A 15,095-nucleotide genomic window follows, 5' to 3' on the forward strand; every position below is an offset into this window, starting at 1 on the left:
GGCTTGAAGCTAAAAGGAATCTTTTATGACCCAGAAATTCGACGTGGTAGTGATTGGTGCAGGTCCTGGCGGCTACGTGGCTGCCATCAAGGCCGCACAACTCGGCCTGAGCACTGCCTGTATCGAGAAGTACGTTGACGGCGAAGGCAAGCTGGCCCTCGGCGGTACCTGCCTGAACGTGGGTTGCATTCCGTCCAAGGCGCTGCTGGACAGCTCCTGGAAGTACAAGGAAGCCAAAGAGAGCTTCAACCTGCACGGCATCTCCACGGGCGAAGTGAAGATGGACGTGGCTGCGATGGTTGGCCGCAAGGCTGGCATCGTGAAGAACCTGACCGGCGGTGTTGCTACCCTGTTCAAGGCCAACGGCGTTACCTCGATCCAGGGCCACGGCAAACTGCTGGCCGGCAAGAAAGTCGAAGTGACCAAGGCTGACGGCACCACCGAAATCATCGAAGCCGAGAACGTGATCCTGGCCTCGGGTTCGCGTCCGATCGACATTCCGCCGGCTCCGGTCGACCAGAACGTCATCGTCGACTCCACCGGCGCCCTGGAATTCCAGACCGTGCCTAAGCGTCTGGGCGTGATCGGCGCCGGCGTCATCGGCCTGGAGCTGGGTTCGGTCTGGTCGCGCCTGGGTGCCCAGGTGACTGTCCTGGAAGCCCTGGACACCTTCCTGATGGCTGCAGACACCGCGGTTGCCAAAGAAGGCCTGAAAACCCTGACCAAGCAAGGTCTGGACATCAAGCTGGGCGCGCGCGTGACCGGTTCCAAGGTCAATGGCGACGAAGTCGAAGTGACCTACACCGACGCCAACGGCGAACAGAAAATCACCTTCGACAAGCTGATCGTTGCGGTCGGTCGTCGTCCAGTGACCACTGATCTGCTGGCTGCCGACAGCGGCGTGACCATCGACGAGCGCGGTTTTGTGTTCGTTGACGACTACTGCGCTACCAGCGTACCGGGCGTGTACGCCATCGGTGACGTGGTGCGTGGCATGATGCTGGCGCACAAGGCCTCGGAAGAGGGCATCATGGTTGTCGAACGCATCAAGGCCACAAGGCCCAGATGAACTACGACCTGATCCCTTCGGTTATCTACACCCACCCGGAAATGGCATGGGTCGGTAAAACCGAGCAAGTCTTGAAGGCTGAGGGCGTTGAGGTTAACGTGGGCACCTTCCCGTTCGCGGCCAGCGGCCGTGCGATGGCTGCCAACGACACCGGTGGTTTCGTCAAGGTCATCGCCGATGCCAAGACCGACCGCATTCTGGGTGTACACGTGATTGGCCCAAGCGCCGCCGAACTGGTGCAGCAGGGTGCAATCGCAATGGAATTCGGCTCCAGCGCCGAAGACCTGGGCATGATGGTCTTCTCCCATCCGACCCTGTCTGAAGCGCTGCACGAAGCCGCGCTGGCAGTGAATGGCGGTGCCATCCACGTAGCCAACCGCAAGAAGCGTTAAACAATAAGAAACCACGGCGGACGGCCCGTCGTGAGTCCTGCGTGCATGACTCACCGCGGAAAGTCCGCCGGACTCGAACTCCCGGAGCATACCGGGGGCAAGCGGTCACAGGTGGCGCGGCACTCCACAGGAGCGCAGCGCGAAGCGCAGTACCTAACGAAGACGGTAAAAAGCATGAATCTTCACGAGTATCAGGGTAAGCAGCTGTTCGCTGAATACGGCCTGCCAGTTTCCAAGGGTTTCGCAGTCGACACCCCTGAAGCTGCAGCAGAAGCCTGCGACAAGATCGGTGGCACCGAGTGGGTTGTAAAAGCCCAGGTTCACGCCGGTGGTCGCGGTAAAGCGGGCGGCGTCAAGCTGGTTCGCAGCAAAGAAGACGCCAAGGCGTTCGCTGCCCAGTGGTTGGGCAAGCGTCTGGTTACCTACCAGACCGATGCCAATGGTCAGCCAGTCACCAAGATCCTGGTTGAATCGTGCACTGATATCGCTAAAGAGCTGTACCTGGGCGCTGTCGTTGACCGTTCGAGCCGTCGCATCGTGTTCATGGCTTCCACCGAAGGTGGCGTGGACATCGAGAAAGTCGCTCACGACACGCCAGAAAAAATCATCAAGGCCACTATCGATCCACTGGTTGGCGCTCAGCCATTCCAGGGTCGCGAGCTGGCATTCCAGCTGGGTCTGGAAGGCAAGCAGGTTGCTCAGTTCGCCAAGATCTTCGTCGGTCTGGCCAAGCTGTTCAAAGAGCACGACCTGGCCCTGCTGGAAGTGAACCCGCTGGTGATCAAGGCCGATGGCGATCTGCACTGCCTCGATGCCAAGATCAACATCGACGCCAACGCCATGTACCGTCAGCCCAAGCTGAAGACCTTCCACGACCCGTCGCAGGACGATCCTCGTGAAGCCCACGCTGCCAGCTTCGAGCTGAACTACGTGGCCCTGGAAGGCAACATCGGTTGCATGGTCAACGGTGCAGGCCTGGCCATGGGTACCATGGACATCGTCAACCTGCATGGCGGCAAGCCAGCCAACTTCCTCGACGTAGGTGGTGGTGCAACCAAAGAGCGCGTAACCGAAGCGTTCAAGATCATCCTGTCCGACAGCAATGTCGCGGCCGTACTGGTCAACATCTTCGGCGGCATCGTTCGTTGCGACATGATTGCCGAAGGCATCATCGGTGCAGTGAAAGAAGTTGGCGTGAAAGTACCGGTTGTTGTTCGTCTGGAAGGCAACAACGCTGAACTGGGCGCCAAAGTACTGGCAGAAAGCGGTTTGAACATCATTGCGGCCACCAGCCTGACCGACGCTGCTCAACAAGTTGTTAAAGCTGCGGAGGGCAAGTAATGAGCGTCCTGATCAATAAAGACACCAAAGTCATCTGCCAGGGCTTCACCGGCTCGCAGGGCACTTTCCACTCCGAGCAAGCCATCGCCTACGGCACCAAGATGGTTGGCGGCGTGACCCCAGGCAAAGGCGGCACCACTCACCTGGGCCTGCCAGTGTTCAACACCGTGAAAGAAGCGGTAGAAGCGACTGGCGCTGACGCGTCGGTCATCTACGTTCCAGCGCCTTTCTGCAAGGACTCGATCCTGGAAGCGGCCTTCGGCGGCATCAAGCTGATCGTGTGCATCACCGAAGGTATTCCTACCCTGGACATGCTGGACGCCAAGGTCAAGTGCGACGAGCTGGGTGTTACCCTGATCGGCCCTAACTGCCCAGGCGTCATCACCCCGGGCGAGTGCAAGATCGGCATCATGCCAGGTCACATTCACTTGCCAGGCAAGGTCGGTATCGTTTCGCGTTCCGGCACCCTGACCTACGAAGCTGTGAAGCAGACCACTGACGCCGGTTTCGGTCAGTCGACTTGCGTCGGCATCGGCGGTGACCCGATTCCGGGTTCGAACTTCATCGACATCCTGAAGCTGTTCCAGGAAGACCCGAAGACCGAGGCGATCGTGATGATCGGCGAGATCGGCGGTTCGGCTGAAGAAGAAGCGGCTGCCTACATCAAGGCACACGTGACCAAGCCAGTGGTTTCCTACATTGCTGGTGTGACTGCCCCTGCGGGCAAGCGCATGGGCCATGCTGGCGCCATCATCTCTGGCGGCAAGGGTACTGCAGACGAGAAGTTCGCTGCCCTGCAAGACGCCGGCGTGAAAACCGTGCGTTCGCTGGCCGACATCGGCAAGGCCCTGGCCGAGCTGACCGGTTGGGAAGCCAAGAAGTAAGCTTCGGCTGACCTTCCACGCTTCAGGCAAAGGCCACCTTCGGGTGGCCTTTGTCGTTATAGGCGTCAACGCACTCCCTGTGGGAGCTGGCTTGCCAGCGAAGAAGGCAACGCGGTTTTCATGTAAAAGTCGGTCATCCAGGCGACATGCTTATTCGCTCATCGGACAAGCACCCCTCTGGCAGTGCGTTTTGCCATCAAATTCGTTAACCTGTGCACTCATTTTGTGCCCGCACCCCAAAAGGGAGCGACACGCTAAACGGGTCTGCTCCATCCGGGCAGGCAGCATTTCCCTCATCCAAGGGGAAATCCCTCTCTAAATCCCGATTTCAGCAGTGTGGTATTTCCTTAATGAAAGTCTTGAAAGGCCAGGACATCCTGGCGCTTGGTTTTATGACGTTCGCGTTATTCGTGGGCGCAGGCAACATCATTTTCCCGCCCATCGTCGGCCTGCAGTCCGGTCCGCACGTGTGGATGGCTGCGCTGGGCTTTCTGGTAACTGCGGTCGGCCTGCCGGTAATCACTGTGGTCGCACTGGCCAAGGTCGGTGGCGGCATGGATGCGCTGAGCAGCCCAATCGGTAAAGTCGCCGGTGGCCTGCTGGCCGCTGCCGCGTACCTCGCCGTAGGCCCGCTGTTCGCGACCCCGCGTACCGCTACGGTATCGTTCGAAGTCGGTGTGGCACCGCTGACTGGCGAGAGCCCAACCGCGCTGTTCATCTACAGCCTGGTGTACTTCACCGTGGTACTGGCGGTGTCCATGTACCCCGGCAAGCTGCTCGACACCGTCGGCCGTTTCCTCGCACCGCTGAAAATCATCGCGCTCGCCGCGCTGGGCATCGCTGCATTCATGCTGCCCGCCGGCACCATGGGCGATGCGCAGCCCGAGTACGTGGCCGCACCGTTCTCGCAGGGCTTCATCAATGGTTACCTCACCATGGATACGCTGGGCGCGCTGGTGTTCGGTATCGTTATCGTCAACGCAATTCGCTCGCGTGGCGTCGACTCGCCGCAACTGATCACCCGCTACGCGATCATCGCCGGCCTGATTGCCGGTGTCGGCCTGGCGCTGGTGTACATCAGCCTGTTCCGCCTGGGCGCGGGCAGCCATGAGATCGCCTCCGGTGCCACCAATGGCGCGGCGGTGCTGCATGCGTATGTGCAGCACACCTTCGGTTCGTTGGGCAGTGGCTTCCTGGCTGTACTGATCGCGCTGGCCTGCCTGGTGACTGCGGTGGGCCTGACCTGTGCCTGTGCCGAGTATTTCAGCCAGGTGCTGCCGCTGTCGTACCGCACGCTGGTGGTGTTGCTCGCGGGCTTCTCGCTGCTGGTGTCGAACCTGGGCCTGACCAAGCTGATCGCGTTCTCCATCCCGGTGCTGACGGCCATCTACCCGCCGTGCATCGTGCTGGTGGCGCTGAGCTTCTGCGCCGGCCTGTGGCATTCGCAAAGCCGCATTCTGGCGCCGGTGATGGCCGTGTCGCTGCTGTTCGGTGTGATCGATGCGCTCAAGGGCGCCAACCTCGCCGGCTGGTTGCCCGAGTCGCTGGCGCACCTGCCGCTGAGCGAGCAGGGCCTGGCCTGGCTGGTGCCGTCGGTGGCAATGCTGGGCGTTGCGGTGGTCCTCGATCGCCTGCTCGGCAAGCCACGCGAAGCCATCGCCTGAGGCGCTGCCTGGTTCGGCGTGGGCCACAAGCCATGATCGCCCGCCCCGGCAGTTCCTGAACTAAGCCCTGCATCCTGACTGGATGCGGGGCTTTTTCGTTGGGGGTGGCGTGTACGTGTCTTTTTTCCGCTGGCGGCGTCGAAAGGCGGTCGATGCACGATCCTGTGCCTTTTCCTCGGGAGCGCCATGAGCTTCATTCTGAACAACCTGGTCAATCTGTTCGCTGCCTGCTGGTTCGTCGCCTGTTGGGGCGGCTACACCCGCTATGCCACCTGGAAAGCCCGGGACACCGCGTGCCTGGCCAGTGTCATGCACCTGTACCGTGAAGACTGGATGCGCCGCATGCTGCTGCGCGACAACCGCATCGCCGACGCCAGCGTGATCGGCAACCTGGAGCGCAATGCGTCGTTCTTCGCCTCCAGTACGCTGATCATCCTGGCCGGTATCCTCACGGTACTGGGGGCTTCGGACCGCGCGCTGTCGTTGCTGGCCGACCTGCCCCTGGTGCAGCAGGCGTCGCAAGGCATGTCGGAGATCAAGTTGCTGTGCCTGGCGATGGTCTTCGTGTATGCCTTTTTCACCTTCAGCTGGTGCATGCGCCAATACAACTTCGCGGCGGTGCTGGTGGGTTCGGCACCGATGATCGGTGAACGCCAGGTCAGCGAGCAGGAGCGCAAGGCCTTTGCCCTGCGGGGTGCGCGGGTGATCTCGCTGGCGGCCAACCAGTTCAACTTCGGCTTGCGTTCCTACTATTTCGGCATGGCACTGCTCAGCTGGTTCATCAGCCCATGGTTGTTGATTCTGATGAGTACCGGCGTGGTGCTGGTGCTGTACCGCCGCGAATTTCATTCCGACGTGCTCGACGTGATGGTCTATACCCCTACAGAGGCACCATTGCCTGAGCCGAACAAGGAACCGGTTGGATGAGCATCCCTTTCTGGTGTGTATTTATCAGTGCACTGCTGATTTTCGTGGCGCGGGTGCCGGTGGCACGCGCCATGAAAGCGCAGGGCGGGTATGACAACCACCTGCCACGCAGCCAGCAGGCCCAACTGACCGGGCTGGGCGCGCGTGCAGTGGCCGCGCACCAGAACAGTTTCGAAGCCTTCCTGTTGTTTGCCGTAGGTGTACTGATGGCCCATACCACGCAAACCCAGGGGTTTCTGATCGATACCCTGGCGATCATTTTTGTGTTGGCACGCATTATCTATCTGCCGTTGTACTGGTATGACCTGGCCTGGCAGCGCAGCCTGGTCTGGTCGGTTGGGCTGATCAGTTCATTGTTGTTGATGTTGAGCCCGACCTTTCGGCAACTGTTGGCCTGACATAAAAAACCCGACCGAAGTCGGGTTTTTTATTGGCGCTGTTACTTACTTGGCTGGTTCTGCCGGGGTCGCTTCTGGCGCTGGGGTCACAGGGGCAGCCTGTTTGGCTTCCTCTGCGCGCTTTTGTTCGGCTTCAGCACTGTCTTTGGCGGCTTCGGCGTTTTCTTTCGCAGCGTCATTCATCTTATCCTGAGCATCGTCCATCTTCTCCTGGGCCTGCTCAGCATGTTTCTGGGCGTCTTGGGCTTTGTCTTCGCTGGCTTTATCGCAGGCAGCGAGGCCCAGGGCGGCGGCAAGCATCACGGCAAAAGCAAAGGGTTTACGCATGGGGTGTTTCTCCTTGTGGAATAGGGTTACTTGAACTATCTGAGTTCAAGTAAGCGGTATAAGTTCCACAGCGGTTTCACATATATAAGTATCGGTTCCATATAGACTTTCCTTCAGGCTTATGCAGTGTCTGGAGGGCTATGCAAGCAGAGGTCGTCATGCAACAGTCGCCCTTGATGGCCCAGGCCGAGCGCTTCCTCTCGGCATTGCGCCATTGCCAGGTTTTGCAGATGCGCGTGGAGCACGCCGATGCCGATGGCGTAACCCTGTGCCTGCCGTATTCGGCGCAGATCGTGGGCAACCCCGCGAGCGGTGCGATCCATGGCGGCGCGATCACGACCCTGATGGACACTGCGCTGGGCATGGCCACGCTGTGCGTGCTGCCCGCCTTCGAGGTCTGCCCGACGCTGGACCTGCGCATCGACTATATGCACCCGGGGCTGGCGGATCAGCCCGTGTACGGTCATGCGCAATGCTACCGCGTGACGCGTGACGTGATCTTCATCCGCGGCAGCGCCTATCAGCTCGACCCTGGCCAGCCGATCGCCCAGGTCGTCGGCACCTACATGCGCCTGGGCAAGGCTATCAAGGGTGGCCTGGCATTTGCCAAGCGCCTTGATGGGCCGCTGCAATGATTCCGGCCGAGGTCCATGCGCAACTGCGCCAGGCCCATGTCCAGGGCAACTATGCACCGCTGCTGCAACTGATTCCCTATGCAGGGCTGATCGGCATCGAGTGCAGCCGCGACGGCGACGACCTGCTGTTTCGCTTGCCGGCCAGCCCCGAAAACATCGGCAACCCGTTGTTGCCGGCGATTCACGGCGGGGTCATCGCAGGCTTCATGGAGTTGTCGGCGGCGCTGTACCTGTTGATCTTCAGCGAGAGCGCGACGATCCCGAAAATCATCGATTTCTCTATCGACTACCTGCGTGCGGGGTTGTACCGCGATACCTATGCGCGCTGCCAGCTATGGCGCCAGGGGCGACGCGTGACCAACGTCGCGATCACTGCCTGGCAGGCCGCCCCGGCAGAGCCGATCGCCACGGCGCGGGCACATTTCAAAATCAAAGAACTGTCTGGGCCCTTGAAATAGGTCGGCCCGCCCCCATCTGCTGTTCATCCCGCCACAAAAGGCCGGACGCTGCCCCGTGTGGTGCCGTCGGCCCGAGTGACTACTGCCATCAGATCGGAGTGTTGAAGACCATGAGTGTGGAAACTCAAAAAGAAACCCTGGGCTTCCAGACCGAGGTGAAGCAGCTGCTGCACCTCATGATCCATTCGCTGTATTCGAACAAGGAAATTTTCCTTCGCGAACTGATTTCCAATGCCTCCGACGCCGTGGACAAGCTGCGCTTCGAGGCCCTGGCCAAGCCGGAGCTGCTTGAAGGCGGCGCCGACCTCAAGATCCGTGTGAGCTTCGACAAGGCGGCCAACACCGTCACCCTCGAAGACAATGGCATCGGCATGAACCGCGATGACGTGATCACCCACCTGGGTACCATCGCCAAGTCCGGCACCGCCGACTTCATGAAGAACCTGTCCGGCGACCAGAAGAAGGACTCGCACCTGATCGGTCAGTTCGGCGTGGGCTTCTACTCGGCGTTCATCGTTGCCGACAAGGTCGATGTATACAGCCGTCGTGCCGGTACGCCGGCTGCTGAAGGCGTGCACTGGTCGTCCCAGGGCGAAGGCGAATTCGAAGTGGCCACCGTCGAGAAAGCCGAGCGCGGTACGCGCATCGTGCTGCACCTGAAAAAGGGTGAAGACGAGTTTGCCGATGGCTGGCGCCTGCGCAACATCATCAAGAAGTACTCCGACCATATCGCCTTGCCGATCGAGCTGCCCAAGGAAGCCGAAGCGGTCGAGGGCGAAGAGCCGCCGGCGCAGGAGTGGGAAACCGTCAACCGCGCCAGCGCACTGTGGACCCGTCCGCGTACCGAGATCAAGGACGAGGAGTACCAGGAGTTCTACAAGCACATCGGTCACGATTTCGAGAACCCGCTGGCCTGGAGCCACAACAAGGTCGAAGGCAAGCTGGAGTACAGCTCGCTGCTGTTCGTGCCGGGGCGTGCCCCGTTCGACCTGTACCAGCGCGAAGCACCGCGTGGCCTCAAGCTGTACGTACAGCGCGTATTTGTGATGGACCAGGCCGAGTCGTTCCTGCCGCTGTACCTGCGCTTCATCAAGGGCGTAGTCGACTCCAACGATCTGTCGCTGAACGTCTCGCGGGAGATCCTGCAGAAAGACCCGATCATCGACTCGATGAAGTCGGCACTCACCAAGCGCGTGCTGGACATGCTCGAGAAGCTGGCCAAGAACGAGCCTGAGCAGTACAAGGGTTTCTGGAAGAACTTCGGCCAGGTGCTCAAGGAAGGCCCGGCCGAAGACTTCGCCAACAAGGAGAAGATCGCCGGCCTGCTGCGCTTTGCCTCCACCAGCGACGACAGCGGCGAGCAGAGCGTGTCTCTGGCCGACTACCTGGCGCGCGCCAAGGACGGTCAGGACAAGATCTACTTCCTCACCGGCGAATCCTACGCACAGGTCAAGAACAGCCCGCACCTGGAGGTCTTCCGCAAGAAAGGCATCGAAGTGCTGCTGCTGACCGACCGTATCGACGAGTGGCTGATGAGCTACCTGAGCGATTTCGACGGCAAAGGCTTCGTCGACGTTGCCCGCGGCGACCTGGACCTGGGCAAGCTGGACTCCGACGAGGACAAGAAGGCCCAGGAAGAAGTGGCCAAGGACAAGGAAGGCCTGGTAGAGCGCCTCAAGGCTGCACTGGGCGATACCGTCAGCGAAGTGCGCGTGTCGCACCGTCTGACCGATTCGCCGGCGATCCTGGCCATCGGTGAGCAGGACATGGGCCTGCAGATGCGCCAGATCCTCGAGGCCAGCGGCCAGAAGGTGCCGGACTCCAAGCCGATCTTCGAATTCAACCCTGGCCACCCGCTGATCGAGAAGCTGGACAACGAGCAGAGCGAAGACCGTTTCGCCGACTTCTCGCACATCCTCTTCGACCAGGCGGCGCTGGCGGCGGGCGACAGCCTCAAGGATCCGGCGGCGTATGTGCGCCGGCTGAACAAGCTGCTGGTCGAGCTGTCGGCTTAAGCAGTTGCAGGAAAGCCCGCTTCGGCGGGCTTTTTTCATTGTGCAAGGAGGGGTTCATGAGCAACGTCACAATCGAGTCGCTGGTGTATCACATCGCGGGCAAGCCGTTTGAAAGCCGCCTGGTGTACACCCACGGTGCCAAGGAGCAGCCGGGCCTGGTGATGGCGCCGAACTGGATGGGCATCGGTGAAGGGGCCGAGCGTATCGCCAAGGCAGTTGCGGCACAGGGCTATGTCGTACTGATTGCCGACCTGTACGGGCAGTCGGTGCGTCCGCAAAACGCCGATGAGGCCGGGGCGGCGATGATGCCGCTGAAAAATGACCGCGCCGAGCTGCGCAAGCGCATGCAGGCGGCACTGGATCAACTGCTGGGGCAGTCCCGTGCGGTGCTGACCCCTGGCAAGCTGGCCGCGTTCGGCTTCTGCTTTGGCGGCTGTTGTGCGCTGGAACTGGCCCGCCATGGTGCGCCGCTGGATGCGGTGGTGTCCTTCCATGGCACGCTGGACACGCCGAACGTGGCGGATGCCGGCAAGATCAAGGGGTCGGTGCTGGTGTTGCATGGCGCGGATGATCCGCTGGTGCCGCGCGAGCAGCTGCCGGCGTTCGAGGCCGAGATGAATGCGGCCAAGGTCGATTGGCAATTGATCAGCTATGGTGGCGCGGTGCATTCGTTCACCGACCTGGCGGCGAACGTACCAGGCAAGATGAAGTACGACGCCAGGACGTCCAAGCGGGCGTACCAGGCGATGCACAACCTGCTTCAGGAAGTGTTCCAGGCCTGAGGCACGGCCGGCTCCTGCAGGTACGGTGGCGCTCTCAGAGACGGCGCCATCCTTGTGGGAGCTGGCTTGCCAGCGAACGACCGCGTAGCGGTCGCAGCACGCTCAGGGCAACTCGATCCGTCCGATCTCACCCGGCACCACCGGCCAATCCCCGGCCGCCCAGCGTGCCCGCGCCTGCTCGATCAGCGCCGGGTCACTGGCGACGAAATTCCAGTTCATCCGCCGCGGCCCATCCAGCGCCGCACCACCAATCACCACCAGATGGCACTCGCTGTCGGCGTACAGGCTCATCGCCTCGCCGTGCGGCAGGACCACCAGGCTGCACGGCTCCAGCACCTCGTCATTCAGGCTGGCCTCGCCATCAATCACGTAAACGGCCCGCTCGGCATGCTCGTCCGGGATCAGCAGGGTCGTCGCCGCCTGCATGCGCACTTCGGCATACAGGGTCGGCGACAGCACCGGTACCGGTGAGGTGAGGCAGAACCCGCTGCCGGCAATCATGCGGATGCTCACCCCCATGGCGTCGCTGTTGGGCAGGCTGGCAGCCGGGTGGTGGCTGTAATGCCCCGGCCCCTGTTCATGCGCCCTGGGCGACGCCAGCCACACCTGCAGGCCATGCAGGCGCTTGGGCTGGGCCAGCAGGTCGGCCGGGGTGCGCTCCACATGCGCCACGGCGCTGCCCGCGGTCATCCAGCTCACTTCGCCCGGTTTTACGCGTTGGTCCGAGCCCAGGCTGTCTTTGTGCTGCAGTTCGCCATCAAACAGGTAGGTGAGGGTGGACAGGCCGATATGCGGGTGCTGGCGGATATCCATGCCATGCCCGGCTGCATACTCGGTTGCAAGCATGTGGTCGAAGAATACGAACGGGCCGACGCTGCGGCACTTGGCTGACGGCAGCGGGCGCAGGATGGGCTGGCCTTCGACAGACTCGGCGCGTGGGCGGATCACCAGGGGAGGGTTCATCACAGGCTCCAGGCCAGATGGAAATATCTGGAAGCATAACCTGCCTGCGGGCGGTGCTGAACCGTTACGCGAGCGGGCGGGTCTACCCTGTCTGATGCACATAAGGGGAATGCAATGGTAGTCCGGGGGCTGGGATGGCTGGTGGTGTCGATGATGGTGCTGGGCAGCGCCCAGGCGCGCGAGTATCGCTACAGCGATGCGCACCTGCATTACGTCGACTTCTTTCAGGAAAGCGCCGGCATGGATGAGCTGCTCAAGGCGATGGACGCCGCGCGCATTGATCAATCAATGATCTCCGGGGTGTCGGTGGCCAAGAAATGGCATGAGGACGAACCCAAGCGGCCACGCTATTACGCCGGTGATGATGCCGATGCCTACTGGTACAGCGCCACCGATATCTACGTGGCGGCAGCCTTGCAGAAACTGCCGGAGCCGCAGCGACGTCGCTTTCATCCGTTTCTCACCGGGTTCAATCCGGTGGACAAGAACGCCGCCGCCCATGTCGAGCGCATGCTCGAACTGTATCCCGGTGTGTGGCAGGGCATCGGCGAGGTGTTCACCCGCCACGACGATCTTACGGCGCTGACCAGCGGTGACACGCCGCGGGCCAACAACGAGGCGCTGACGCTCATCTATCATCTGGCGGCCGAACACGACATGCCGGTGCTGGTCCACTCCAACATCACCTCCAAGCGCGAACGCAACCCGTTGTACCTGGCGGAAATCGAAACGCCGCTGCGCAATCACCCGCATACCCGCTTCATCTGGGCGCATGCGGGCACCAGCATGGAGATTCACCGGCACCAGGCGCAACTGGACTTCCTGCTGCCGACCCTGACGCGGATGCTCGAGGCCTACCCGAACCTGTATATCGACTTGTCCTGGAGTGTGCTGCAGCCCTATCTGCTGGATGACCAGGGGGTGCCAAGGGCCGAGTGGGTGGCGCTGGTGGAGCGCTTCCCAGAGCGCTTCATGCTCGGCTCCGACGTGGTCGGGCGCTTCAACAGCCTGGGCGAGCAGTTGCATGGCTTCGACCCGTTCCTGGATGCGTTGCCCGCCGAGGTGGCGCAGAGGGTGGCGCGGGACAATTTTCTCGCGATACTGCCCAAGCCACGCTGATCAGTCAGGTTGATGTCATCAACCTGTCATGCAAGCTCCCTAGCCTGCCGCCATCAACCCAGAGAGAGAGCGGTATGTCAAAGAGTCGTTTGGGCGCCGTGGTCGCGCTGATGCTGGTGAGCGCGGTGGCCGCTGCCGAGGTGCGCGTGCAGGGGCCGGTAGAGTACGGGGTGTTCGAAACCCGTCACCAGGACTTCAAGCCGGGCGAGCGGGTGCTGGCACAGACCAATCAGAGCATCACCTCCACCGATCAGGTGCCGGCCCGGCTCGGCAGCAAGTTCGGCCTGCGCTACCGTCTGGAAGGCAAGGTGGCTGAGGATGTGCCGCTGACGCTGCTGTACCTGACCCCGGGCGTGGTCACGCGACGGCAAGCGCCATGACAAGTTCGAAGTGGTGCAGAAGCTGGTGCCCGGCGCGGCACAGGATGTGATGGCCTACGAATTCACCGAAAACCACGAGGTGGTCAAGGGGCAGTGGCACTTCATGGTGTTTCAGGGGGACCGATTGCTCGCCGAGCAACGCTTCAGCGTGCAATAGGCGCGGGCTGCCGAGGCCTCGCAATCATCGGGCGGTTTGATATCACCTTTTCGTCTTACGCAAAAATCTCAAGGGCCGATACCTTCTATTAAGCACGTCAGCTGCATGACCGATGCAGCGCTTTTGGAAGGAACCGGAAGATGACTCTGAGACGTTTGAACATTGCGCCACGGGCCGGTTTGGGATTTGGCCTGGTGGCGCTGCTGGTGTTTGCGCTGGGGGCGTTCTCGCTGATGCAGATGACCAGCATGCGCCAGCAGTCCGAACAGGTCGACAGCAACTGGTTGCCCAGCGTGATCTCGGTCGGGCAGATCAGCCAGGACATGTTCCGCGTACGCGCGCTGACCCTGCGCCTGCTGCTCAACAGCGATGCCGTCGCGCAGCAGCAGAACAGCGCGCGCATCGACGAGATCAAGACTGGCCTGGGCAAGGCGCAACAGGCCTATCAGGCCCTGATTGCGCTGCCGGAGGAACAGGCGCTGTTCGACCGCTACCTCACGCTGGAGCAACAGTACCTGGGCTACCAGGCGCAGGTCACGCAGTTGGCGCTGCAGGGGCGGGTAGACGCCGCGACTACCTTGGTCAATGGCGAGATGAACCAGCTGGCCGACCAGTTGACCGCCGCGCTCAACGAACTCATCGCCCTCAACAACCAGCATGCCAATGCCGCGACTGACCTTGCCGAGGCGGTGTACAGCCGTGCACGGGTGTGGGTGCTGGTGTTGTTGGGTGCAGCGCTGGTGTTGACCGTGGTGCTGGCGCTGACGCTGACCCGCAGTATCGTGCGCCCGCTGGCGCAGTCGCTGCAGGTGGCCGAGGTGGTTGCCACCGGCGACCTCACGCCGCAGATCAGTGTGCAGGGCAGTGACGAGCCGGCGCGCCTGCAGGCGGCCTTGAAGCAGATGCAGCAGAGCCTGCGCGATACCATCGGACGCATTTCGGACTCTTCCAGCCAGTTGGCCTCGGCGTCGGAGGAGCTCAGTGCGGTAACCGAAGACGCGACCCGCGGGCTGCACCAGCAGACCCAGGAAATCGAGCAGGCAGCCACTGCAGTCAACCAGATGACGGCGGCGGTGGAGGAGGTGGCAAGCAACGCGGTGGCCACGTCCGAGGCCTCGCGCGAGTCCGACCGCATCGCCCGTCAGGGGCGCGAGCAGGTGCGCCTGACCGTGGCTTCGATCGAGGCGCTGGCCAGTGGGGTGACGGCCAATGCCGAAGAAGTCGGGCAGTTGGCGCAGCAGGTGCACGGGATCACCAAGGTGCTGGATGTGATCGGTGCGATTGCCGAGCAGACCAACCTGCTGGCGCTGAACGCGGCCATCGAGGCGGCGCGTGCGGGGGATGCCGGGCGCGGGTTCGCGGTGGTGGCCGACGAGGTGCGTGCACTGGCGCACCGTACCCAGCAATCGACACGGGAAATCGAGCAGATGATCGGCGGCATCCAGCAGGGCTCGGACCGGGCCGTGGAGGGCATGCAGCAGACCAACCAGCGTGCGCAGGGCACGCTGGAGGGGGCGCACTTGGCGGGCGAGGCGCTGGAGGAAATTGCCCGGGCGATCAGCCTGATCAACGAGCGCAACCTGG

General features: G+C 61.9%; 13 protein-coding genes and 2 pseudogenes. 13 read left to right on the forward strand and 2 right to left on the reverse strand.

The window, feature by feature from the left end; genetic code table 11:
* Positions 1 to 25 precede the first annotated feature (25 nt).
* From lpdA to G3436_RS01850, 6 genes and pseudogenes are all read left to right on the forward strand, one after another.
* A pseudogene (gene lpdA, locus G3436_RS01825) lies at positions 26 to 1,461 on the forward strand (dihydrolipoyl dehydrogenase).
* Positions 1,462 to 1,635: 174 nt separating this feature from the next.
* On the forward strand, positions 1,636 to 2,802 hold the full coding sequence (gene sucC, locus G3436_RS01830) for an ADP-forming succinate--CoA ligase subunit beta (RefSeq protein ID WP_043863134.1): 1,167 nt from the start codon (positions 1,636 to 1,638) through the stop codon (positions 2,800 to 2,802).
* Positions 2,802 to 3,686, forward strand: a complete 885-nt coding sequence (gene sucD, locus G3436_RS01835) for a succinate--CoA ligase subunit alpha (protein WP_003254203.1) — start codon at positions 2,802 to 2,804, stop codon at positions 3,684 to 3,686. Before sucC ends, sucD begins: the two co-directional genes overlap by 1 nt.
* Before the next feature lie 350 nt (positions 3,687 to 4,036).
* Positions 4,037 to 5,350, forward strand: coding sequence for a branched-chain amino acid transport system II carrier protein (gene brnQ / locus G3436_RS01840; protein WP_163940685.1), 1,314 nt, complete (start codon positions 4,037 to 4,039; stop codon positions 5,348 to 5,350).
* A 186-nt stretch (positions 5,351 to 5,536) separates the two neighbouring features.
* Positions 5,537 to 6,277, forward strand: coding sequence for a DUF599 domain-containing protein (locus G3436_RS01845; RefSeq protein WP_163940687.1), 741 nt, complete (start codon positions 5,537 to 5,539; stop codon positions 6,275 to 6,277).
* Positions 6,274 to 6,675: an MAPEG family protein gene (locus tag G3436_RS01850; RefSeq protein WP_163940689.1), complete on the forward strand. Its 402-nt coding sequence runs from the start codon at positions 6,274 to 6,276 to the stop codon at positions 6,673 to 6,675. Before G3436_RS01845 ends, G3436_RS01850 begins: the two co-directional genes overlap by 4 nt.
* Before the next feature lie 45 nt (positions 6,676 to 6,720).
* Here the strand turns inward: G3436_RS01850 and G3436_RS01855 are convergent, their stop codons facing one another.
* Positions 6,721 to 7,002 (reverse strand): hypothetical protein, encoded by a 282-nt coding sequence (locus G3436_RS01855; RefSeq protein WP_163940691.1) that lies wholly within the window; start codon positions 7,000 to 7,002, stop codon positions 6,721 to 6,723.
* A 158-nt stretch (positions 7,003 to 7,160) separates the two neighbouring features.
* Between G3436_RS01855 and G3436_RS01860 the strand changes: the two genes are divergently transcribed.
* The 4 genes from G3436_RS01860 (at position 7,161) to G3436_RS01875 (ending at position 10,892) form a co-directional block, all read left to right on the forward strand.
* On the forward strand, positions 7,161 to 7,637 hold the full coding sequence (locus G3436_RS01860; protein ID WP_163940693.1) for a PaaI family thioesterase: 477 nt from the start codon (positions 7,161 to 7,163) through the stop codon (positions 7,635 to 7,637).
* Positions 7,634 to 8,095, forward strand: a complete 462-nt coding sequence (locus G3436_RS01865) for a PaaI family thioesterase (protein WP_163940695.1) — start codon at positions 7,634 to 7,636, stop codon at positions 8,093 to 8,095. The genes G3436_RS01860 and G3436_RS01865 overlap by 4 nt, the downstream gene beginning before the upstream one ends.
* A 110-nt stretch (positions 8,096 to 8,205) precedes the next feature.
* Entirely contained in the window at positions 8,206 to 10,110 is a 1,905-nt protein-coding gene (gene htpG / locus G3436_RS01870) for a molecular chaperone HtpG (RefSeq protein WP_163940697.1), read from the forward strand.
* A 56-nt stretch (positions 10,111 to 10,166) separates the two neighbouring features.
* Positions 10,167 to 10,892 (forward strand): dienelactone hydrolase family protein, encoded by a 726-nt coding sequence (locus G3436_RS01875; protein ID WP_163940699.1) that lies wholly within the window; start codon positions 10,167 to 10,169, stop codon positions 10,890 to 10,892.
* 102 nt (positions 10,893 to 10,994) lie between these two features.
* Here the strand turns inward: G3436_RS01875 and G3436_RS01880 are convergent, their stop codons facing one another.
* Entirely contained in the window at positions 10,995 to 11,855 is an 861-nt protein-coding gene (locus G3436_RS01880; protein WP_163940701.1) for a pirin family protein, read from the reverse strand.
* Positions 11,856 to 11,969: 114 nt separating this feature from the next.
* Here G3436_RS01880 and G3436_RS01885 point away from each other — a divergent pair, with 114 nt between their 5' ends.
* The 3 genes and pseudogenes from G3436_RS01885 to G3436_RS01895 all read left to right on the forward strand — a co-directional run.
* Positions 11,970 to 12,974 carry an amidohydrolase family protein gene (locus tag G3436_RS01885; protein ID WP_163940703.1) on the forward strand — a complete coding sequence of 335 codons (1,005 nt, stop codon included), beginning with the start codon at positions 11,970 to 11,972 and terminating at the stop codon, positions 12,972 to 12,974.
* 74 nt (positions 12,975 to 13,048) lie between these two features.
* Positions 13,049 to 13,511, forward strand: a pseudogene (locus G3436_RS01890) (DUF3859 domain-containing protein).
* Between the two features lie 140 nt (positions 13,512 to 13,651).
* A partial coding sequence (locus G3436_RS01895; protein WP_163940705.1) for a methyl-accepting chemotaxis protein occupies positions 13,652 to 15,095 on the forward strand: 1,444 nt, incomplete at its 3' end.

The organism is Pseudomonas brassicae (assembly GCF_010671725.1).
GTDB lineage: Bacteria > Pseudomonadota > Gammaproteobacteria > Pseudomonadales > Pseudomonadaceae > Aquipseudomonas > Aquipseudomonas brassicae.